Below are 22233 nucleotides of genomic sequence, written 5' to 3'. Positions count from 1 at the left end.
CCCGACGATCATCGCCCGATCCTCGACGGACTGGGCGCCTGGGTCCGCACCCACGCCGAGGCGATCTTCGCCAGCAGACCGTGGCACGTGTACGGAGACAACCTGGCGGCGATGGCCGCAGACCGGACCGTCGACCAGGCCGACCTGTCCGGGGCCGAGGAACACACAGGCGGCCATTTCAACGAACGCACGCTGGCCAGTCCGCCCTATCCACACGACGAGGTGCGGTTCACCACCCGGGACGACCATCTCTACGTGTTCGTCCTCAACCCGGGGCAGGGCGAGATCCTTTTGCCTGGCCTCGGTTCGGACTCACCGCTCGGGCCCGACGGGCCCGCAGCGGTCCGGCTGATCGGCAGCGACGCAGTCATCGATCACCAGGTCCACGCCAACGGGATGTCGCTCTCGGTCCCCGCGGAGCGAGGGAGTCCCTACACCGCAGTCTTCGACATGACGCTCACCTGACAGAGAAATCCGCCCACCCGAAGGAGAACGCTCGTGCCCTCAGACAAACCGAACGGCGGTCTGTCCCGCCGCACCCTACTCGCATCCGCGGCCGGTGGTGTCGCCATCGCGGCGATATCCGCGAACGGCCAGTCGTCCTGGGCCGCGCCTGCGGCCAAGCTGTCCCGCTCTGACGCCGCCTTCCTCAAGCGGGGCCTGCAGCACGGGAGCTGGATGGCCGAGGCGACCCCGGGCCGGTTCTACCCGTCAGCCGCGGAGTACACCGGTGCGGGTTTCACGCTGCCGATGTTCTACGACCCGCCCCAGTACAACTCTCCCCTGATGGCCAGCCTTCCGAAGGGTTCCACCTGGGGTTTGGCCAAGGCGCCACACGCTGGCGCGATCACCCGTAACCCCAACCCCGGCGAGAAGTTCCTCACCACCACGCACGCGGCCAACGCCGCCAACCTCTTCTCGATCTGCCTCGGGGACGAGGACCACTACTCGACCGCCATGCAGGAATACGCTGCGAACTGGGCGGCGCTGGCGCGGGCGGAAGCGCCGCAGGCCCTCGTCCACACGAACCAGTGGAGCGGGCAGTGGTCCGATTCCCAGTACCGCGCGTTTATCGCCGCGGTCCAGCCTGACCTGCTCACCTGGGACCACTACTACTACGACACGACCCGGCACCACTTCCCCGCCGGAAGTGTCACTCCGCTGTACAACGACACCTGGCGCATCCGAAGGCTCGCGCTGGAGGGTCTGGACGGAAACGGCGGTTCACCGCTCAACTTCGGCCAGTACACCCTGGGATACCGCCAAGGCACCGGGCACCACCTCACCGGCCCGCGAGTTGCGTCGGAAACGGAGCTGTGGATGCCGTCATTCGTCACCTGGTGTCTCGGTGGCAAGTGGCTGTCGATGTTCCGCTACCAGTGGAGAGCCGGTGACGCCATCTGGCTTCTCCACGACGAGTCCGGAGCGCTCACTCCGCAGTACCAGCAGTACGCGCGGCTGAACAAGATGCGGGTCAACCTCAGTCCCTACCTGTCTCGGCTACGGACCCGAAGTGCCGGGATCATCCGCGGTGAGTACTTCAACGGCGGCTGGGTCCCGACGCCGGCCAGCGGCATTCCGGCATTCAGCGCGGCCACGGATCCAGGGACCCTGCTGACCTCGGTGACGGTCACCTCGCCGCCTGCCGGGGTCAACGGCGGACGTCCTGTCGACGTGCTGGTCGGCACCTACCGTCCCATCCCGAAACTGACCGGAGCGCAACGTGGCTCGTACCTCCCGGCGGCAGACACGCCGTTCTTCATGGTGCTGAACGCGGCCGGCTGGCCGAAGAACGACATCACCAGCCGGACAAGTCCTGGCGGCGAGTCCACCGCACTGCGGCAAACCATCACCTTGACCTTCGACCTGACCGCCAGCGGCAGGAAACCCAGAGACTTGCGCATGATCGACCCGGCTACAGGCGCAGTCAGCTCGCCGGCGCTGAGCTCGATCGGCTCCAAGCGTTACACCCTGGCCAAACCCGTGAACGGTGCGGTCGGCCTGTTGTTCTACTGGATCTGACCCATCGGCAGTATGCCCCGTGGCGGCTGGAGCACCTCGTGCTCCAGCCGCGTTCCACCGTCCCAAGGAGTATGCGTGACTACCCAAGCGGCCTCTGCCTGGACAGGATTCCGGCACCAATCGACAGACAGCGAGGGATGGACCACCTTCTGGCGGCTCGATCCTCGCGGCGAGAATCTTGATCTGGTTCGGTGGCACGGCGAGGGCGACCGGGCGAACCGTCCACCGACGGCGGCGCTCTGGTCCCGAGCCTGTACGCCGGCGGGTGTGCGCGGCTGCTGGCGTACCGCAGCGAGACAGTTGCGGCTCGAGATCCGGGGCGAGTGTGTGCCGGAAGCAGCGATCGGGTCGATCGACGTACTGGTCGACGGCGAGTTGCACTGGCGCGGCCGGGTCGACGAGGGTGAGCAACTGGTCCGACTCGATCTGCCCGGGGTTGCCTCCGAAATCGAGGTCTGGCTGCCACACCTCGGAAAGGTGTCGATCCGCGGGCTCGCCTTCGACGCGCCGGCCGCGCCAGTGCGGCGACCTGGAGTCCGCTGGACGACCTACGGCAGCTCCATCACTCAGAGCGGAGCGGCTGCGGGACCGTCGGAGACCTGGCCCGCCCTGGTCGCACGGGCCAACAGTTGGGACGCGTTTGCTCTCGGCCTCGGTGGCGAGTGCCACCTTGACCCCGTTGCGGCCAGGGCGATCCGGGACACGCCCGCCGATCTCATCTCGCTCTGCATCGGGATCAACATCTTCACCGGCGGTAGCTTCAGCGGGCGGACCCTGCCGGGACAGGTCGAGGCATTTCTGACCTCCGTGCGAGAACGACAGCACCGGACACCGATTGTCGCGATCACCCCGCTGCTGGCACCCAAGCGAGAAGGGCGTGCGAACGGCGTGGGCCTGACCCTGGAGGATGTCCGGAGCTGCGTGTCGCTGGGAGTCCAGGCGCTGATCGACCGCGGTGATCACGCTCTGCACCTGATCGACGGCCGGACGATCCTGTCGGAGACCGAGGCGCTGGCGCTGTACGGCGACGACGTGCACCCCAACGCCGAGGGCTACCGGCTGATCGGATCGCGGCTGGCGCCGAGACTCGCCGCGATCCTGCCGTCCGCCTCCACCGGCCAGTCAGCATAAGCACGCCGACCCTTCCCGCACGAGCCCTTCGTCGATCCCAACTCGTCTCAGATGTCCAGGCTAGCTGGATACGGCAGCGGGGGCCGCCGCGGCGGCTCATAGGATCGGCTGTATGACCCTTGTTGTTGTGATCAGCGGTGGAGGGACCGGGGATCGGTGGTACAACCGGTGATCTCAGCGACCCGCAGGGAGCCCGTGGCGCTGCCGACTTTGTCAGGCAGGAGTTCGAACGGGTCGACGTCGTGATCAACAATGCTGGTGGCAACGGTTTCCTCGAGCCAAGGTCGTTAACTGTGACCCGCTGAGTGGCGTCCATCAGCGTGGTGTACTGGCACGTATCGGCATCGGGGATTGGCGTGGCTGCGTCAGGCCGGGGGGTGTGCGTCCAGGTCGTGGCCGGGGGCACCTGCGGAGCGAACCAGTTCACGCGCGATCGCGAGCTCCTCCTGTGACGGCTCAGCCGGATCGGCGATGTCGACCGACGCGTCGGGCTCAGCACCCGCCACCCCGGCCACCGCCATGTCGTCGTACACGGTGACGCAGACCCACCTACACGCGATCAACCGAAGCGTCGCTCAACAACGGCACCTCAAGCAGGTCCTCAGTTCTTGATGGGCCCACGCCCGCCAGTGTTTCGGTCATCAGTGACGCATCCTCGCCAACCAGCCGGTCGGCGTGTCGAGCCACTCACACCCTTGTCTGACAGTCCTCAGGCGTAGCGATGCCTCGGAGAGGTAGCGGCGTTCGGCGACCTGCCACTCGTCGTGTGCCTCGATCGGCACGCATCCCGCCCGTCGGCTGATGTCCGTCGATCCTCCATCGGGCTACCAGCGCAGCGGCAGGCCGGCGAGATAGTCGTCGAGCAGGCCGGAGATGATCCGGTGGTCGTGGACCGAGGGGTGCCAGCCGCAGCCCCGGTAGTCCAGACCGGGGTCGGCGTAGTACCAATGGCGGACCCTGTCGTCGCCCTGGCGGTTGCGTTCCTGGACGATGCGCAGGGTGGTCTCGGCGAACGCCGTGGTGTTGTAGAGGCGGGTGGCGCTGGCCACGAGGAACGTCCTGGGGCCGTAAAGGGCGCGCAGTTTGCCGAGAAAGCCGTGGTAGGCCGCCTCGTAGTCAGCGATCAGTGCCTCCTGCGTCGTCCAGCGCAGGCGCTCGCCGGGATTCAGGGGAGTGGAGAAGTCGTTGATGCCCAGACCGACCACGACGACCTGCGGCCGCCAACTGCCGGGTCTGCGCCAGACATCGCCCTCAACGTTCAGCAGGGCCCGATCGTAATAGGTGCGGAAGTCGGTATCGGGAATGGCGCCGTTGTAATTGCGGACCATTCCAAGGCCGGAGAAGGCATTGATCTGGTAGTCCGCGTCGAGGCGTTGGGCGGTGAGGGCGCCGAAGGTGAGGTCAGCGTTGCTGTTCCGGTTCACTCCGCCATTGCTCGAACAGTCACGTGTGTCGGAGACATTTCCGTAGCCCGCGGTGAAGGAGTCGCCGATGAACTCGATCTGCCTGCTCCGCGCGCGGGGGCTGGGGAGAATCACACCCCCGGGAGTGGCGACGAAGCCGCCGAACCGGCCCGCGGCCCGCGTACTCTCGGTGCGTTTGGCGAGCCGCACGCCGTGCTCGGTGTCCGAGAGGTCGTCGATCCAGAAGACGGTCCGGCCCGGCGTCACCAGCGTGGCGGCGGGCGTGCCGTCGATCCGAACATCGTAGTCGTTGTCGGAGTCTTCGAGGACGATGCCAACGCCGGTACCGCGGAACCGTCCCTCGAAGTAGACGCCGGGCCAGCTGTACTGCACGGACCCGTCAGCGGCTCTCCTGACCCGGCCCGCTGTGTGGTATCGGGTCAGTGCGCCGTGGTACCGGGTCCGCGCGCCGACAGCCTGCGAGGGCGCGGCGGTTGCGCCGACGAGGCCCGCGGCGGTGGCCGTGAGCAAGGTTCTCCGGGACAGTCGACCAGGGGTGGGCATGTCGGTCCTCCTCGTTCCGGTGGATCCGGGCGGGTCGCGGGAGCGCTCCCGCGTAGTAAGCGAAGATGACAAATCCGGGTTCGAGGTTAGGAGTGTTTGCGCGAATATGTCAATGCGTGCCTTCAATCAATCACAATCAGTCATTCAGTCGCGGGTACGTGGACCTCCATGGAGAAAGATTCAAGGACGTCATCCGTGAGTGGAAGGCGGCCGAGTTCGACGCGGACGCGTTGCTGGAGTACTTCGCCGGGCTCGGCGCGAGGTACTTCGTGGCCCTCGCCAATCATCACGACCACTTCGACAACTTCGATTCCAGCCATCAGCCGTGGAACTCGGTGAACGTTGGCCCGCGGCGGGATCTGATCGGCGAGTTCGCTGCTGCTAGTCGCCGTGTCGGGATGCCGTTCGGGGTCAGCTCGCATGACGACCGGATGCTGATGTTCTACGAACATGAACCGCCGGCATCGCTCTTGGCGGTACCGCCGCCGGACAGGCCTGGGCGCATCCCGGATCCAACAGTCCACGTCCGGGATCGGCCGGTTCGGTCTCCCAAGGTGACCGCGCCTGCTACTACTTCATCGGCCCGGACGGAATGTACGACGCGAGCTACCAGGCCCAGCTCGATAACCGGCTGTGGACGACAGCCCCGTTCCCCGAGTCCTGGCAGACCGTCGGCCCGCCGCGGCCGGGACAGCGGTTGCGCACACCCGCGATGCGCGCCAACCGGCACAACTTCTTCTCCGCCTGCTTCGGCGACGAGGAGTTCTACTCCGAGAACCTGGTCGGGTGGCTGAAACAGTTCTTCGACCTGTTGGTCAGCAGTCTGGCCGGGCCGCCGCGCTCGCGACCTGACAGCTGGTCGGTTGCGCTTCGGTCAGCCGGACAGCCCCGCCATCCACGATTCGATTGCCGTCGCGGTGCGCGGCAGGTCAGCTGACAGGTTCTCGTGACCGGTAGATGTCACCAGCAGGTCGTCCTCGATCCGGACACCGATTCCGCGGAACTCCTCAGGGACCGTGAGGTCGTCCTGCTGGAAGTACAGTCCAGGTTCGACGGTCAGCACCATACCTGCCTCGAGCTCGCAGTCGACGTACTGCGAATTCCGGGCCTGCGTGCAGTCGTGGACATCGAGCCCGAGCATGTGGCCCGTGCCGGCCATGGTGTAGCGCCGCTGCAGTCCCAGCTCGTAGACGCGGTCGGCCGGACCGTCCAGGAAACCCCATCCGACCAGGTGCTCGGCGAGCACTCGCTGGGAGGCTTCGTGGAACTCGCGGTAGCGCGCGCCCGGCGCGACCGCCCGGATCCCCGCCTCTTGTGCCTGGTAGACGGCGTCGTAGATCTCGCGCTGCAGCGGCGTGAACTGGCCGCTGATCGGCAGGGTCCGGGTGACATCAGCGGTGTAAAGGGTCGTGGTCTCGACGCCCGCATCGAACAGGAGGAGCTCGCCCGGGCGCACGGGACCGTCGTTGCGCACCCAGTGCATGATGGTCGCGTGGGCCCCGGCCGCACAGATGGTGCCGTAGCCGACACCGTTGCCCTCCAGCCGGGCACGACGGTTGAAGGTGCCCTCGATCCATCGCTCCGAGGTGGCGATCGCGGTAGCCAGGTCCGCCGCCGCGTCCTGGAACCCTCGTGCTGTCGCGGTGCACGCCTTCCGGAGTTGCTCGGTCTCCCACGGGTCCTTGACCAACCGCAGCTCGGCGAGGAACTCGGCAAGCTCCCCATCCGTGTCGGCGCCGGTGTCCAGCCGCCGATCCAGGTCCACGTCATAGCCCCGGTGGAGGCGTGTCGAGACAGCAGATGCTGTCAGGTCCTCGACAAGTACGGCGACGTCCCGGCAAGGCAGACCGAGGAGCTGTTCGGCTTCCTTCAGGCTGCTCCGGCGACCGACCCATAGCTCGCCGATGCTGGAGTTGAGCCAGAACTCCCCGGTCGTCCGGTTCGATCGGTCCAGCAGGTAGGCGACCGGTTCGTGACCGCCTTCTGGCAACGGGTTGAGCACGAGGGCGGCATTCGGTGTCTGGTCGCCGGTCAGATGGGTGTAGGCGCTCGACGGCCGGAACGGGTAGAGGTCGTCGTTCGACCGGATCTTCAGGTTGCCGGCCGGAATTACCAGCCGCTCACCGGGAAAGCGCGCGGACAGCCGGTCCCGGCGCGCCGCCGCGAACGGGGCTTGAGCGTCGGGGGTCAGGTCCAACAGCTCGGTGTCGGCCCATCCCGTTCGCATCAGCTCGGCGAGCTCAGGTGCCACCTCGTCGTACAGTCCGTTACGCCGGCGTCCAGCCGGCTGGCGGTAAGTCATGCACACTCCCTCAGTTCGGCGCCCGCGGAGGCACCACGTTCACGATACCGAACGCTTACCAGGGAAGAGAACGACCACCCGCCGATGATCGTTCAGTGGAATGAACGCAAGAAGGGATGGGACTGCTGCCGGTGTCAAGGCCTGGCGGCGGACCCTCGTGGTTATCGAGTCGATAACCAAGATGCCGGTAGGCGTCGGACTGCCGCCGTGGGAGTTGGCGCTCGATCCGGGATTTCGTTGCCCGGGGCGGCGTCGTGCTAGACCTGGCACAGTCGGACCAGCTCGGCGCGAGTGAGGTGTCGATCCCCCAGTCCCCGGGACACCGCACCCCGGCGATGAACAAGTTCGGCGGCGCAGGTGCGCTATGCCGGCCTTTCCGATGAGTCGGGTCAGGAACCACACGAGCCGACGACGATCTCGAGGGCACCGACGAGGGCTGCCCCTTCGAACCGACGGTGAGTGTGACCGATTCGCGGTAGGGAACCACAGGATCTTGGTCACGCGACATCACCCTGCGGCGCGGTCAGTCGATCACCTTCACTCCGGCCGGAACCCCTAACCCGCCGTCGGCCACGTCGCGGATCGTCAATGTCCACAGCGGGCACGACCTCAGCGTCGCGGGTGGCAGCATGGTGGCGGGTGCGGGCATCGTCCAGTGGCCTTACGGTGCGTCCACCAAATCAGCAATGGAAGAGGGCCAAGCTGTCCGATGGGTTCGTCACCATCGAGTCCATCCGTTCGGGACAGGTGATTGACATTCCCGGCAGTTCGACCGTGGAAGGCACCGACGTCGTGCAGTGGCCGCTGACAGGCAACACCAACCAGCAGTGGAAGCTGCTCGACGTCGGCTCAGGAAGGTTCAAGATCGTCAGCCGTGTCACGGACAAGGTGCTCGGCATCGCGGCGGCGTCCACCGGTCAAGGCGCGACCGTCGAGATCCAGGCCGACACCGGACATCCAAGCCAGCATTGGATGCTGTCACCTGTCTGAATGCAGTCGAAGGCCCGGGCGAGAAGGACAGCTACCACGGTGAGGGAGTCGTGGATGCTCTCGACTCAGTGCGCTGAACCCGGTCCCGGTGATCAGCTCGGGAACCCTGCCTTTGGTTATGGCAGGCATAAGCAAACGCATTCTGCCCTCGCCTCCGGAATTGGTATTGCCTGGACCTTGTCCGCCCGCCAGAACTCCCTCCTGAGGAGCCCCCTGTGACGAAGAATTCCGACGACGCCGCGAACCCCGAGTCTCAAGTCCGGCCCGACGGCGTCGGTCGCCGTACGGTCCTGCTCGGAGGCGTCGGCGGGGCGCTCGCCTTGTCCGGCGTCCGTCCGGCCTTCGCCGCTGCGGCCGATGACGCACCGCTGCGCGCCGCGGTGCTCGAGTTCCGCGACCAGTGGACGAAGGCCACCGGCCTCGCCCAGTTGCTTGGTCGCGCCGGCGTCGAGGTGATCCCGCTCGACGTTACCAAGGGAGCCGCCGAGCAGGCGCAAACCGTCGACCTGATCGCCTTCGGCAGCTTCACCAACAACGACGTTGCCTATGGCAAGTTCGTGGAGTCCCACGGCGAGTCGCTGCGCACGTTCGTCGACGGGGGCGGCGTCGTCCTCGAGCTCACCCAGTCCGACCAGTTCGGCCCGGCTGTCACCTATCTGCCCGCGGGGACGACCGCGATCCGCGACGACAGAGACTTCGACGCGATCTACCCAGTGGCCACCGACCACCCGCTGGTCAAGGCGTTGCCGGTCTCTGGTGGTCAGGTCCTCGCCGGCCGCAACCCCGCGATCCGTACCAGCTGGGAGTCGCTGGTCGAGTGGACCCGGATGCGGGTGCTGATGTCCGGCACCTCCGGCGGGGTCCAGCCCCCGTGCCTGCTCGAAGGTGCGCACGGCTCCGGCCGCTGGGTGATCAGCAGCCTCACGGTCGACAAGTGCTTCGGCGTCGACGGTACGCCGGTCCAGCCGGCGGCGGCGATCAGCGACAGCGAGACCTTCTTCGCGGCAGTCGCGGCGTACGTCAGGATGGTGAAGGCCGGGACCGCTCCTGAGGTCGTCCCAACGCCCCAGCCGGGCGATGTCGTCACCGGCCCGATGGTCGGCGACGTGGGCACCAAGAACGCCCGGCTCTGGCTGCGTCCCGGGCCGGAGGACCGTGAGGAGCTCGTCTGGGCCTGCACGGTCATCCCGGCGGTCGGTCCTGGAGCTCCGGTTCACCGCGTCACCGCCGAGATCTCGCGCGAGAACGACCACACGATGATCTTCGACGTGCCGCGCCTCGCGCCGGACACGGAGTACACGTTCGCGATCCGCCCGCACAGCAGGCCGACGGCTGACCCGCACACCGGCTCGTTCACGACCGCGCCGCCCGATCACCGTCCTGCGGTGGTCACGATGGGGCTGGGATCGTGCGCGCCCTCGGTCTCGGACCCGGTGTGGAACCGGATCATGGAGGAGGGGGTCGACAGCTTCGTGATGCTCGGCGACACGCCGTACATCGACTCACCGCGCCTCGATGTCGCCCGGCGGAAGCAGCGCGACTTCCTGCGGGTCCCAGAGGTCGCCGAGCTGATCAGTACCCGGCCCATCTGGGGTACCTGGGACGACCATGACTTCGGCGTCAACGACACCGACGGCAACTATGTCGGCAAGGAGAACACCCGCAAGGCCTTCGTGGACTACCGCGCGAACTCGTCGTACGGCCAGACCGTTGACGGCGAGCTCCAGACCGGACGCGACGAGGGCGAGGGCGTCTACACGTCCTTCCGCCGCGGCCCGATCGAGATCTTCCTGATCGACCCACGGTGGTTCAGCCGCACCGGGCCGAGCTGGGCCGACCCGGCCAAGCAGACCTGCACCGGCGAGGTGCAGTGGCAGTGGCTGCGCGAGCAGCTCCAACGCAGTACGGCGACCTTCAAGGCTCTCGCCACCGGAATGATCTGGGACGACAAGCAGAACAGCGAAAGTGACGACTGGGGCACCTACCAGCACGAGCGCGAGGCGATCTTCGACTTCATCACGAAGGAGAAGATCCCCGGCGTCTTCCTGCTGGGCGGTGACATCCACGTCTCACGGGCCCTCAACTACGGGGCCCGGGTGGGCTACGACCTGTGGCAGTTCATCGTCAGCCCGCTGCACAACCGCACCATCCCCAGCCTCAACGTCCCGCACCCCGCACTGGTGCACAGCGCCGTCGAGCCGAACGTGTTCCTGAAGCTGGTAGCGGACACGACCGTGAAGCCGGCGACGCTGACAGCTACCTGGATCAACAGCGCCGGGAAGCGCATCTTCGAGGTACACCGCACCTCAACCGACATGGGCCACCGCCGCTGAGCACATCGACGGCGTTCAGCGCGGTCACCGGACCAGGGATGGCCTCCATCGGGGGAGAGGGTGCCATCCCTGGTCCGGGCTGACCGTCGGGATCAGTTGGGCCAGACGCTGGGCTCGTCGATGTTGGTCTCCCGGAGCGCAGCCAGATCGACCGCGGGCGCCGGAACGCCCAGCCGGCGGACGTTCGCTCGGGTCTGGTCGGTGACGGTGACGCCCCAGCCGGCCCAGAAGTCGGTGAGGTCGACACCGGCGGCGTGACTGGTCGTCCACACGACGTTCTGCCAGCGGGTGAGATCCCGCTCGGCGTTGGTCGTACCACCGTCGGGCAGTTGCGCGTACTGCTGACGCACCACGCGGTACCAGTCAGTCAGGACCCCTTCCCCGTAAGCGATCCGCAGTTGCTCGAAGATCAGCTGCCGCCACTTGACGTCCTTGATGTCGGTCGCTCCGCGCGACGCCATCAGATCGTCCCAGCGGGACGTTCCGGACTTGTTGATCGCCCGCGCCCGCGGCTGCTGGCCGTACGCCTCGGTGAACCGGCGCTGGACCGCGTAGGAGAAGTTCTCGTTGGTCTCCTCGCCGAGGACGCCGGGAGTGATCTTGTCGACCTGGTGCTGGTGACCGACCTCATGGTAAATGCCCCAGCCGTGGGTCCGAACGCCACTGACGGTCAGTACGTCGGGGTGCTCGGACTCGGAGTAGGTGGTGAACTGGAACCACGCCTGGGCAGCCGCGCCGGGGATGTTGCCCGGGTACCCGACCAGATGATGCGGCCCGGCAGGGCTCGGCGCGTCGGCGTCGAGGCCGTATCCGGCCAGCCGGTCCTCGATCTCGATCGCCCGGTCGATGGTTCGCAGCAGAGCGGTGTGGCTCTCGTTGCGGTAGCGCAGCACCTGGTGCCGGTGGAAGCTCAGCAGCGCCTGCTCGCCGATCAGTTCGACGAATGGTGTGTCGTGCCGGTCGAGCTGTCGCTGGAATTCCTTCTCGGAGGTGACGCCGAGCCGGAAGGTGGGCACCGGCCGGGTGTGCCCGGAGATGGCGACCGTCGCGGTGCTCTGCGACTTGCGCGACTGTACCGGCCAGCTGAAGTAGATCGGACCGCCGTACGGATCGGAGACCTTGTTCACGCCTTTGGCCAGGTCGTATGGCCGGGTGTGGTCGATGTTCTTGTCGTTCTCGTCGCGCTGGGTATTGGGCGCACCGACGGTGATCCGCGGCAGCGGATCGCCCTCCTGGATGCTGGCGTCGAGGGTGACGGTGAGGACGTCACCCGGCGCGACGTAGTGCCCGGTCGGCTGCAGGTCGGTGCGTGGGGTGTAGGTGACGCACAGCGCGGCGCGGTCCGCGTCGGCCGATCGCCGCGGCTTGACGGCGAACGTGAGTGCGCCGGTCTTGGCGGTGCGGCTTCGCTCGCCGGCCGGGTCCGCGGGCCGCGCCTCGGCTGCTGTCGGCGCCAGCCCGGCGGCGCCGGCGAGGGTGCCGCCGGCGATGAGACCGAGGGCGCTGCGCCGGGTCAGGTGGGTTGGGTCGATCATCGGTGTTCCTTCCGAGAGTCGGAGTCACATCAGCCCAGCACCCGGCGTGACGCCGTGTAGGTGCGGAGGGCAACGTCTTTGATGGGGGGACACGATCGGTTCAGCGCACTGCGTCGAGAGCATCCACGGTTCCCTCGCCGTAGTAGCTGTTGTTCTCTCCCGTGCCTTCGCAAGCGGGACCGGTGTTGTTCTGCGGTGCCGCGCAAATGTGATCGTCGGCTTGTTGCAGCAGCGCCGCCTCGAGCTGATCAGGTGTCCAGTCCGGGTGGGCGGACTTCATCAGAGCCAGTACGCCGGCCGCGTTGGGCGCGGCCATCGAGGTGCCGTTCCACTTGGCGTAGCCGCCGCCGTTGATCGTCGAGAGCACCTGGTGGCCAGGCGCACCGACGTCGATGATGCCGAGGCCACGGTCGGAGAACGACGCGAGCAGACCGTCCTGGGTGGTGGCGGAGACGACGACCATGTCGTCGAGCTGGGAGTGCATGTATTTGCAGCTCGAGTTGATCTGACGGTCGACGGCGCCTCCGCCGTCATACGGACTCGACGAGTCGGTCGTCTTCTTGGTGAAATCCCACGAATGGTTGCCGGCCGCGGCCGTGTGGACGATTCCCTTGTCCCGCGCATACGTGACAGCCTTCTGGACGGCGTAGACAGAGGCTCGCTGCTCCGCCTGGTCGGTGCACCAGAAGTCGAACGGGTCGATGTTGTAGCTGTTGTTGGTGATGTCGAAGCCGTGCGCGGCGACCCACATCATTCCGCAGACCACGTACTCCGGGTAGATCCAGTCGGCGGCCACCTTGACCGACGCGATCCGGACGTTCGGGGCGATACCGACCACGCCGATGCCGTTGCGGGCAGCGGCGACAATGCCGGCCACGTGGGTACCGTGACCTCCGGTCGACCAGTTCGCCTCGGTGCGGTCCGGGCGACCGGCGTCAGTACAGTCGACCGACTTCGCCGGATCGAAGTTGGGCGCCAGGTCGGGGTGCTTGTTGTCGACCCCGGTATCCAGGATTCCGACCAGGACATCCCGGGAGCCCTCGGTGACCTGGTGCGCCTGGTCCGCCTTCGTCGCCTTGAGTGCCCACTGCTCCGACTCGCGTGGATCCGCGACAGCGACGGCCGCCGCGTCAGGGCTCTTCACGGACGACCTCAGGTCTGACCTGCTCGCTGGCTGCGCGCCCTGCGTGCGAGCCGCCGCGGGACCCCAGGGTGTCGGGACGTCCTCAGGTGTGCCCTCGCCGACCGCGATGCTCCGGGTCGGCCCCATGGAGTGCATGTCCTTGCCGGCGTAGCGCACCATGTCGGCCCGGAAGGCTTCGCGGTCGGAGTGCGCGACGACGACGCCGATCTCCGGCCAGCTCTGAACCACCGCGCCGCCGGACCTCGCGACGGCGCGTTCGAGCTGCTTCAGGTGTCCGGGCGCCTCGTTCTTGGCGTTGATGATGTAGCTCATCAGCATTCCGTCAGGCGTCCGGATGGTGACTGGCGTCGACCTCTCGGCGGGCGCGGCGCCGGCGACTCCCGAGATCATGGAGGCGGCCAGCAGACCTGCCGCGGTGAGGGCGAGCGCAGTACGGACTGTACTTCGTTGCATGGCGGATCCTTTGTGTGTCGGGAGCTGCTTGGCGAGGGTCAAGCCGGGCTATCCCATCCCGTTGCTCCAGCTGCGGAGATGTTCGATCAAGGCTCGGGTGGCCGGCGTCAGGTAGCGCTGCGGTGAGTAGACGAGGAAGTAGTCGTGCTTCGGCGCGGCGTCGCTGAGCCGTCGGATCGACACCAGACCCGCGTCGACCCACGCCCGCACCGCGCTCTCAGGTACCAGGGAGACACCGGTGCCGGCTGCTACCGCCTCGTTGACCGCGGTGGTGCCGCTGAGCTGGGCCACCACGGTCGTGTCGTAGGACCTGAGCAGTTCTTGCTGCTGGTTCAGGGTGAGCGAGCCCTCCTCCCTGGTCACCAGCGGCAGCTCGGCCAGGGCCGCGACCGTCAAGGGGTCCGGCAGCTCCATCCCGGCCGGGGCCACCACCACCAGATCGTCGGTAGAGAAGGGCTCGTACGTCAGCTCGCGTGACAGCGGCTGCAGCGGGGTCACTGCCAGCTCGGCCTCGTCGGCCTCAACCAAGCTCCAGACATGGTCGGTGTTGCTGACCCGCAGGGAGATCACGATCTCGCGGTGTTCGCGCTGGAAGCTTGCGATCAGACCGGGTAGCACATGGTTGCCCACGCTCGACGTCGCAGCCAGCCGGACCGAGCCTCGCCGAAGGCCACGGAACTGCTGGATCAGCTGCTCGGCGCCCTCGAGATCGGCCAGGATCCTGTTGATCCGTTCATACAGAACTGCGCCGGCTTCGGTGAGCGTGATCCCCGGTCGCGACCGGACGAACAACGGGATGCCGTAGTGCTCCTCCAGCTTGCGGATCTGGTTGGAGACATGGGGCTGCGAGGTGTAGACCTCGCGGGCGGCGACCGAGAAGGACAGGTTGCCGGCCACCGCCCGAAAGATCTCGAGCTGCTGCAGGGTGACGGCCATCAAGTCACGCTCCTCGCTGTCGTCCGGCCCGACCGATCAGCTCTTCAGGTCATCGACCAGAGCTGCGGCGGCTTCCTTCCGGGCACCGAAGGCGCCTCCAACGGCAGCAGCCGGCCGCGGCAGACCAAGTACGTGTGCGACGTGCCCCGCAACATCTGCCTGCTCCAGGACCAGCTCACCGCCGTCGACAGGAACCTCGGCCCCCTCAGCGGCGATCCAGGCCCGACGCTCTTCGAAGCTGTCCCCACCGTGTCCGCCGCCGTCGGCATGGCCGTGATCGGTCGCAATGATCACCAGCCAGCGCTCAGCGCTGTAGTGGGGCCTGGCCCGAACTGTCCGCAGCAGCTGACCAACTCTGTTGTCCGAGGCTTCGATGAACTCGCGGTACGTGTCGCCGACGCCGGTCTCGTGGCCGGCCGTGTCGGGACCGTGCAGATAGACGAAGGCCACCGAGCCCAGGTCGGAGCGGAGTCCGCGCAGGAACTGACACGCCCGATCCGCCACGTCCTGGTCGGAGTCGTGCCAGTCCTGCGGGGTCGATCCGGCACCACGTGGCCGATCGGGCAGGAAGCCGCCCCCGGCGAACAGCGGACCTCCGCTGTGGCTGGTTACGAGCGGCTGCCAGTCGGCGCCGATAGAGGTCTGGATCCCCGGATGCGTGGTACTGGCCAGCGACACGAAGTCGGGATTGCCGGCGAGTTGCGCGTCGGTGAAGTCATTGTCGAAGACCCGGTGCACCTGAGCCAGCACACCGGTCACCATCGTGGTCCAGCTCGGACCCGAGATCGTCGGTGCAGCGGGGTTGACCATCACCGGTGCCAGGAACCCGTTGGCTGCAACCGAATCGATGCTCGGGGTCGCCACTTCGCACAGGGTGTCGTACCGGACCCCGTCTATACCGATCACCAGAACATGCGTATCCGTCATGGTTCGTGCCTCCAGGTGTGCGCCGTGGTCAGTCCACAGCAATGACGTGGATCAAAATCGAATGCTCGGGATGCAGATTGGGTAGCTGCACCCCGACACTTTCCAAGGCGGCGCCGCTGACCACTGCAGTCCGGTCGTCCCACCAGCGGGGCGGCGTGAACCCGCGGTCCGCGTCACCGACGACGATGGGTGCGACCTGATACCTGCGTACGGCGTCCAGCCCGCGCAGCCTCGCCCGTGGGGGAGTGGACGCGGCACCCCAGGACATCGCGGCAACGCCGTACAGCGCCTCGGATCGGTCTCCGGCGACGACCCCGTGCAGCCAGAGGTTGTCTGCTGGGTCAGGCCCACGCAGTACGTTCCCTCGGTTGATCAGGCCGCGGTGCTTCTTGTAGATCGCGATCCAGTCGGCCAGCTCGCGGAGGTCGTCCTCCGTCGCGGCGCCGAGATCCCACTCGACGCCGTAGTGACCGAACAGCGCGGTGGCCGCCCGGAACGACAGGTCGTGGGTGCGATGGGTGGTGTGTGATCGGGGGGATCCGATGTGTGAACCCATCAGCTCTGGCGGCAGCAGTTGGCCGGTCCACCGCATCAGGCGCTGTCGTTCCAGCGGGTCGATGCAGTCCGATACCCAGACCCGGTCGGTGCGTTCCAGGATGCCCAGGTCGATCCGGCCCCCACCCGCTGCACAGGACTCGATCTCCAGTGCGGGAAAGCGCTCCTTGAGGTCGTCGAGCAGCTGGTACACGGCCAGTGTCTGTGCGTGCTCGGTGGGAGCACCGCCGGCCGACTGCAGTCCTGCCTCGAGGTGATCACGGTTGTGATCCCACTTGAGGTAGTCGATCTCGTACTCGGCGATCATCGCGACGAGCTGATCGTGCACCGCGGTGAAGCATTCCGGGATCGAGAGGTTCAGAACGTGCTGGCTGCGCTGTTCCCGCGGCAGCACGGAGCGGGCGGCCATGATCCAGTCCGGATGCGCGCGGGCCAGGTCCGAGTCCAGGTTGACCATCTCCGGCTCGAACCACAGTCCGAACTGCATGCCGTGGCTTCTGACCGCGTTGACCAGAGGATGCAGCCCGTCGGGCCACACGTCGGCCGAGACTGTCCAGTCGCCGAGGCCGGCGCCGGAGTTGCGGCGGGCCCCGAACCAGCCGTCGTCCAGGACGAACCGCTCGATCCCGACCTCGGCCGCGCGATCGGCCAGGGCGATCAGGCGCTCGGGGTCGTGGTCGAAGTAGACCGCCTCCCACACGTTCAGCGTCACCAGCCGGTCGGTCGACACGTGCTGAGGCCGGTCGCGCAGATAGTTGTGGAAGCGATGGGCAACCGCGTCCAGCCCGACGCCGTACGAGGCGTAGAGCCACGGTGTGGTGTAGCTCTCGCCGGTGGCCAGCTGTAGCTCACCGGGGAGCAGGAGTTCACCACCACCAAGCAGTCGTACGCCGGTGCTGTCGTGTTCTGCAAAGTGTCGGTGGTTGCCGCTCCACGCCACGTGGACACCCCAGGCCTCACCTGCGGAGAAGGTCGTTGCAGGCTCCATGGCATGGACCACGGTGGCGGCATCCAACCCGGTACGGCCCCGACGGCTCTCTCGTAGATGGGTGCCTACGGTGAAGTCATGGCGTTGCGCTTGACGCTCCATGCCCCAGCGTCCGGCGAAGTCGAGGATCTCGGTCGCCTGACTAGGCACTGGGACGTTGAGCGACAGCTCATCGAGGTCGAAGTCGGCCCCGTCGTTCGTCAGCGTTGCGCGGAGCCGGACCAGCCCGGAGTCCAGCAGTTCGATCACCAGGTGCAGGGTGAGCGCGGCTTCGTCATCGACGGCCGCGATCCTCAGCGTGCCCGGCCCGCCCTCGGTGAAGCCGGCGACCGGCCGGCCGTTCAGTTCCACTTTCGTGGTGCGGAACGAGGTAGACCACGATCGGCCAAGGCGTGAACCCTTGAGCCCGGCGCGACCGAACCAGCCCGTCGTCGGATCGGTGACCACAGAGACTTCGCTGGCCGGCAGTTCGCCGGACAGGTGACTGTGAGGATCACTCACGATGTCGATCCCCGCGGCCCCGGCCGACGACTGCTCGCCGAGATCGGCACCCCAGTGCCGGATCCGGGGGAGCCGGTCGTCATCGGCGAGGACGAGGAGGGAACAGCCCGCGGCCCGTAGATGGATCGTTGCCGCCGGGACAGACTCCGGTGCATTGCTCACGCTGAAGAGCTCCTTGAGTGCAGCTGGGGTTGAGATGGGTCAGCCCTTCATGCCGGCGAAGGCGAGACCGGAGATCACCCGGCGTTGCAAGGCGATGAAGAGCACGATCATGGGCAGCATGATCAACAGCGAGACGCCCATGATCTGCGGATAGAAGGTCTGGTGCTCACCGGTGAACGAGGCGATTCCGACGGCGAGCGTCATGTCCTCGGCCCGGGTGGCCACGATCAGCGGCCACAGGAAGGCACCCCAGCACTCGATGAAGGTGATCACGGCCAGCGCGGAGACGCCCGGCAACGCGAGCGGGAGCATGATCCGGAAGAAGATGGTCGCCGGGCCGGCCCCGTCGATCCGGCCCGCTTCCTCGAGCTCCTTCGGCAGGCCCAGGAAGAACTGGCGCATCATGAAGGTGCCGAACAGGCTGACCATGCCCGGTGCGACCAGGCCGGCCATCGAGTTGAGCCAGCCGAAGCTCTGCACGATCTGGTACTGGCTGATCAACAGCAGCTCACCAGGGATCATCAGGATCGACAGGAGGACCGCGAAGGTCACGTTCTTGAGCGGGAACCGCATCCGTGCGAAGGCATAACCCGCCATCGAGCAGAACAGGACCTGGCTGGTCGTCCGGATGATCGAGAACACCGTGGTGTTGCGCAGTTGCTCCCAGAACGGGAACGAGTTGATCCCGTTCACGTAGTTCTCCCAGCGCAGTTCACCTGGTAGCAGCTGTTTCGGGATCGACTGCACCTCGGCATTGGTCATGAACGAGGCGGAGAGCTGGTAGAGGAACGGGAAGATCATCATCAACCCGCCGATGCCCAGCACGATGTACGCGACGAGATTGGACTCCTGTCGGCGCCCGGAACGACTAGGCATAGTGCACCCACTTCCGCTGCAGCCGGAACTGGACGAAGGTGACCAACGCGATGATCAGCAGCAGCAGGATCCCGATCGCCGCGGCGTAGCCCTTGTCGTTGACCATGAAGCCCTTGCTGTAGAAGAAGAACACCAGGGTCTGGGTCTCCTTGATCACCGGACTGGTGTTGCCGATCATCAAGAAGATCAGGTCGAACACCTTGAAAGCCCCGATCGCACTCATCACGGTGAGGAAGAAGATGCTGGGGGTGAGGAGCGGGATGGTGACGTGGATCAGCTGCTGGAACCGGCTTGCGCCGTCAAGCTCGGCGGCCTCGTACAGGTCGTCAGGGATCGCCTGCAGTCCGGCACCGAGGATGATCATGTTGAATCCGAGGCTCATCCAGACCCCGACGATGCCGACGGCGATCACTGCTACCACCGGCGTCTGCAGCCAGTACGGGCCGTCGATGCCGACAGCCGACAGGGCGTAGTTGATCATGCCGAAGTCGCCGTTGTAGAGCAGCTTCCACACCACCGAAACAGCGGCGGGCACGGTGACCACCGGTAGGAAGAACAACACCCGGAAAAGGCTGCGGAACCGCAGCCCCGGCCGGTTGAGGAGGCTCGCCAGCCACACTGCCAGCGGAATCCCCGCGAGGGCGACCACGGCGTACAGCACAGTGTTGCCCAGCGCAACGAGTAGTTCGGGGTCGGCGAACAACCTGGTGTAGTTGGCGATCCCGACCCAGGTGGTACCGCCGAAGGCGCCCCACTCGGTGAAACTGAAGTAGAACGACTGGATGGTCGGCCAGACGTAGAACAGTCCGACGCCGGCCAGGGTCGGGGCCACGAAGAACCAGGGAGTCAGCCCGTCGTAGCGGTTCCGGCGCCGGCGGTCCCCGCCCGGGGACCTGCTGCCTTCCGGGCGGGGAGCTGCCGCGCTGGGCGAGCGCTGCGCTGTGGAGACGGTCATCTCACTCCTTGGCCAGCGCTGCGTTCATCTGCTCGGCCAGCTTCTTGCCCACCGATTCGGCCGACTCCTTGCCCTGCCACAGCGGGGCGAGCGCAGGTGCCTCCAGTTGGTCCCACGCCTTTGTGTTCTTCGACGTCGGGTAGAGCACACCGTCCGCCGCGGCGTCGATGTACTTCTTGAGGTCCCAACCGGGGACGGCCTTCAGGAAGCCGCCCTCGCTGCCGGCGTAGGACGGGATGACCTTGCCGTCGGTTGCGACCCTGCTGCCGACATCGGGGCCGGCTAGCCACCGCAGGACCTCCTGGGCGGCTGCCTTGTTCTTCGACTGCGCCGAGATCACGGTTGCCGTTCCCTGGACCACACACTGGTTGGTCTTCTTGGTCGGCAGCCGGACGAGCTGGAAGTCCTTGGCGAACTTCGAGGCGGACAGATCGGCGAGGTTGTACGAGGCCGCCCAGGTCATCGCTCCCTTGCCGTTGATGAACCAGTCGAGTCCGGTGATGTCCGTCAGTTGCTGGATGGTCGGCGCGGTGCCGTTGGTGAGGACGTCGGCGAAGAACTTCAGGCCCTCGATGGTTTCGGGCAGGTCGTAGCCGGACTTGGTGCGGTCCTCGTTGATCACGTGGCCGCCGGCCGCCGGGATCGAGTTGTAGTAGGTGGTCTGGGAATCACCCATCGAGGGGGTGAAGCCGTAGATCCCCTTGTTCTTCAGCTTCGCGCTGATCTCGGCGGCCGCGCGGAGGAACTGGTCCCAGGTCCAGTCGTCCGTCGGATGGTCCAGGCCGGCCTGGTCGAAGATCGCTTTGTTGTAGAACAGCACGATCGAGTCGATGTTGTTCGGAACTCCGTACTGCTTGCCATCCCACTTGTAGCGCTCGGTGAGCGCCTTCGGGTACTTCGCGAGGTCGATCCGGCCGTCGGCGACCATCGAGTCGATCGGCTCGATCATCTTCTCGGCGGCGTACAGGTCGAACTGCACGGTGTTCATCGAGAACACGTCCGGGGCCGTGCCCGAGCTGGCCTGGGTCTGCAGTTTGGTGAAGTAGTCCTTCCACGGCGTGAAGGTCACTCCGACATTGATGCCGGGGAACTTCTGCCGGAACTCCGGAAGCTCCTTCTTGATGCCGTCCGCGGTGTACGACTCCCAGGTGGTGTAGGTGAGGTCGGCCTTGTCCGTGCTGCCGGCGCCACCTCCGCCTCCACCGCCGTTGTTGTCACCACAGCCGCTGAGAGCGCCGGCCACGGCGGCCGCCGCGAGTCCGGCGAGGAATCCGCGCCTTTTCATGAGGTATTTCCTTTCGATCGGTAGTCCCCGCTGGTTTTGGGATTGCTGGTGGAGTCCCGCTGGATCAATGACCAGTCCAGAACGGTTCGGCTCGGCGGCGACTTGTCGCCGAGGGCGCGGCGGCGAACCAGCCGGGCGATCTCACCGGGTTCGTCCTCGGCGCCGACAGTGGTCAGTGCGGGCGTGCTGACGGTGCCGTCGGGAATGTTGCCGGCGCCGATCACCGACAGCTGCCCCGGAATCGAGACACCGAGACGCTCGGCCGCCTTCACAACGCTGAGGGCTAGGTAGTCCGAGGCGCAGAAGATCGCGGTGGGTGGCTCGGGCATCGTAAGAAGGTCGATCGCGGTCTGGTAGCCGCCGATCGGGGTGGGCCCGGTGGAACGAAGGAAGCCCTCTGGTACGGCGATCCCGCTCGCCTTCATCTCCGCCAGATAGATCGCAGCCCGGGTGGTCCGGGTCTCGTTCTGGGGCTCGACCGTCAGGCAGGCGATCCGGCGGTGACCGAGACCGATCAGGTGATGCATCGACAGCCTGCACCCTTCGGTAGCGCGCGAGTCGATGATGTCGTAGCCGTCTCCGGACAGGTTGTCGCCGAGCACGATGATCCGCAGGCCACTGGCGACCAGCTCCTCGACGTGCGCCTGATCCTCGGGCTTGGTGAGGCCGTCGATGAACACCGCGTCAGGGTTCATCCGCTGCAGGGCGCGGTACCAGTTGCCGTCCGGGATGACGAGAGCCTGGACGTCATGCTCCTCGAGTTCCTTGCTGACGGCCGTGACGACCGTCTGCACCCAGGGGTCGTACGAGACGGTCATGGCGAGCAGGACCTGCCCGGTCCGGCCCGTCCGGGTGGCGTGCGCCGAGACATTGACGCGGTAGTGCAACCGGCGGGCCGACTCACGGACCCGCTGTTCGGTGTCCTCGCTGACCTTGGCACGGGGATCGACCCTGCTGCGGCCTGCTAGCACATAGGAGGCCGTGGCGATCGACACGCCGGCATCTTCGGCGACCTGTCGCAGAGTGGTGCGGCGAGTGATGTCCCGTGCCATCCGATCCTGCCTCCAAGCTGTCCGCCAAGCCTTGTGGCTGAGCGTCTTAAACGTTTAAGAGACCATAGGAGCCAGCGTCGATCCAGGACAAGGGGGTGCGCATCCGCTTTCGCGAATGC

The 22233-nt window shown here is 66.6% G+C and carries 19 protein-coding genes and 2 pseudogenes; 7 read left to right on the top strand and 14 right to left on the bottom strand.

Annotated elements, in window-relative coordinates:
- The 3 genes from A3ES_RS0129705 to A3ES_RS0129695 all read left to right on the top strand — a co-directional run.
- The coding region (locus tag A3ES_RS0129705) for a hypothetical protein (protein ID WP_026163323.1) at positions 1-465 on the top strand (465 nt) is incomplete at its 5' end.
- A 33-nt stretch (positions 466-498) separates the two neighbouring features.
- Positions 499-2022 (top strand): hypothetical protein, encoded by a 1524-nt coding sequence (locus A3ES_RS0129700; RefSeq protein WP_020390487.1) that lies wholly within the window; start codon positions 499-501, stop codon positions 2020-2022.
- Positions 2023-2097: 75 nt separating this feature from the next.
- On the top strand, positions 2098-3153 hold the full coding sequence (locus A3ES_RS0129695) for a GDSL-type esterase/lipase family protein (RefSeq protein ID WP_020390486.1): 1056 nt from the start codon (positions 2098-2100) through the stop codon (positions 3151-3153).
- Between the two features lie 365 nt (positions 3154-3518).
- Here A3ES_RS0129695 and A3ES_RS54400 read toward each other — a convergent pair whose 3' ends face one another.
- From A3ES_RS54400 to A3ES_RS0129680, 3 genes and pseudogenes are all read right to left on the bottom strand, one after another.
- Complete coding sequence (locus tag A3ES_RS54400; protein ID WP_020390484.1) at positions 3519-3686, bottom strand: hypothetical protein; 168 nt, start codon at positions 3684-3686, stop codon at positions 3519-3521.
- Positions 3687-3794: 108 nt separating this feature from the next.
- Positions 3795-3950: pseudogene (locus tag A3ES_RS57220) on the bottom strand (IS256 family transposase); the annotation flags it as partial.
- A 27-nt stretch (positions 3951-3977) separates the two neighbouring features.
- Positions 3978-5120 (bottom strand): SGNH/GDSL hydrolase family protein, encoded by a 1143-nt coding sequence (locus A3ES_RS0129680; protein WP_020390483.1) that lies wholly within the window; start codon positions 5118-5120, stop codon positions 3978-3980.
- Between the two features lie 65 nt (positions 5121-5185).
- Between A3ES_RS0129680 and A3ES_RS57215 the strand changes: the two are divergent.
- Together A3ES_RS57215 and A3ES_RS56355 are read left to right on the top strand one after the other, a co-directional pair.
- Positions 5186-5485 (top strand): annotated as a pseudogene (locus A3ES_RS57215) (alpha-L-fucosidase); the annotation flags it as partial.
- A 227-nt stretch (positions 5486-5712) separates the two neighbouring features.
- Positions 5713-6057, top strand: coding sequence for a hypothetical protein (locus A3ES_RS56355; protein ID WP_020390481.1), 345 nt, complete (start codon positions 5713-5715; stop codon positions 6055-6057).
- Here the strand turns inward: A3ES_RS56355 and A3ES_RS0129665 are convergent.
- Both A3ES_RS0129665 and A3ES_RS56815 read right to left on the bottom strand, forming a co-directional pair.
- A complete protein-coding gene (locus tag A3ES_RS0129665) occupies positions 5995-7422 on the bottom strand; it encodes an aminopeptidase P family protein (RefSeq protein ID WP_020390480.1) in 1428 nt (475 codons plus the stop codon). The two genes, A3ES_RS56355 and A3ES_RS0129665, sit on opposite strands and share 63 nt — an antisense overlap.
- 523 nt (positions 7423-7945) lie before the next feature.
- Entirely contained in the window at positions 7946-8071 is a 126-nt protein-coding gene (locus A3ES_RS56815; RefSeq protein WP_272944651.1) for a hypothetical protein, read from the bottom strand.
- On the opposite strand from A3ES_RS56815, the gene A3ES_RS0129660 reads away from it, so the two are divergent.
- Both A3ES_RS0129660 and A3ES_RS0129655 read left to right on the top strand, forming a co-directional pair.
- Positions 8044-8412 (top strand): RICIN domain-containing protein, encoded by a 369-nt coding sequence (locus tag A3ES_RS0129660; protein ID WP_237745091.1) that lies wholly within the window; start codon positions 8044-8046, stop codon positions 8410-8412. The genes A3ES_RS56815 and A3ES_RS0129660 overlap by 28 nt on opposite strands.
- Positions 8413-8627: 215 nt before the next feature.
- On the top strand, positions 8628-10745 hold the full coding sequence (locus A3ES_RS0129655; RefSeq protein WP_020390478.1) for an alkaline phosphatase D family protein: 2118 nt from the start codon (positions 8628-8630) through the stop codon (positions 10743-10745).
- 92 nt (positions 10746-10837) lie between these two features.
- Here A3ES_RS0129655 and A3ES_RS0129650 read toward each other — a convergent pair whose 3' ends face one another.
- The 9 genes from A3ES_RS0129650 to A3ES_RS48845 form a co-directional block, all read right to left on the bottom strand.
- On the bottom strand, positions 10838-12280 hold the full coding sequence (locus A3ES_RS0129650) for a M60 family metallopeptidase (RefSeq protein WP_020390477.1): 1443 nt from the start codon (positions 12278-12280) through the stop codon (positions 10838-10840).
- A gap of 100 nt (positions 12281-12380) precedes the next feature.
- Complete coding sequence (locus A3ES_RS0129645; RefSeq protein WP_020390476.1) at positions 12381-13877, bottom strand: S8 family peptidase; 1497 nt, start codon at positions 13875-13877, stop codon at positions 12381-12383.
- Positions 13878-13925: 48 nt separating this feature from the next.
- The gene (locus A3ES_RS0129640) at positions 13926-14813 is read right to left on the bottom strand and encodes a LysR family transcriptional regulator (protein WP_020390475.1); all 888 of its coding nucleotides are present in this window, start codon (positions 14811-14813) and stop codon (positions 13926-13928) included.
- 36 nt (positions 14814-14849) lie between these two features.
- On the bottom strand, positions 14850-15740 hold the full coding sequence (locus A3ES_RS48850) for an alkaline phosphatase family protein (protein WP_020390474.1): 891 nt from the start codon (positions 15738-15740) through the stop codon (positions 14850-14852).
- A gap of 28 nt (positions 15741-15768) precedes the next feature.
- Positions 15769-17946, bottom strand: a complete 2178-nt coding sequence (locus A3ES_RS0129630) for an alpha-galactosidase (protein ID WP_020390473.1) — start codon at positions 17944-17946, stop codon at positions 15769-15771.
- A gap of 39 nt (positions 17947-17985) precedes the next feature.
- Entirely contained in the window at positions 17986-18822 is an 837-nt protein-coding gene (locus tag A3ES_RS0129625) for a carbohydrate ABC transporter permease (RefSeq protein ID WP_063746007.1), read from the bottom strand.
- On the bottom strand, positions 18815-19777 hold the full coding sequence (locus A3ES_RS0129620; RefSeq protein ID WP_020390471.1) for a carbohydrate ABC transporter permease: 963 nt from the start codon (positions 19775-19777) through the stop codon (positions 18815-18817). Before A3ES_RS0129620 ends, A3ES_RS0129625 begins: the two co-directional genes overlap by 8 nt.
- 1 nt (position 19778) lies before the next feature.
- Positions 19779-21062, bottom strand: a complete 1284-nt coding sequence (locus A3ES_RS0129615; RefSeq protein WP_020390470.1) for an ABC transporter substrate-binding protein — start codon at positions 21060-21062, stop codon at positions 19779-19781.
- Positions 21059-22114, bottom strand: coding sequence for a LacI family DNA-binding transcriptional regulator (locus A3ES_RS48845; protein WP_020390469.1), 1056 nt, complete (start codon positions 22112-22114; stop codon positions 21059-21061). The genes A3ES_RS0129615 and A3ES_RS48845 overlap by 4 nt, the downstream gene beginning before the upstream one ends.
- Between the last annotated feature and the right edge of the window lie 119 nt (positions 22115-22233).

Origin of the sequence: Kribbella catacumbae DSM 19601 (assembly GCF_000372465.1) — a bacterium.
In the GTDB taxonomy this organism is placed as follows: Bacteria; Actinomycetota; Actinomycetes; order Propionibacteriales; family Kribbellaceae; genus Kribbella; species Kribbella catacumbae.
This window is presented reverse-complemented; position numbering and strand designations above follow the sequence as displayed.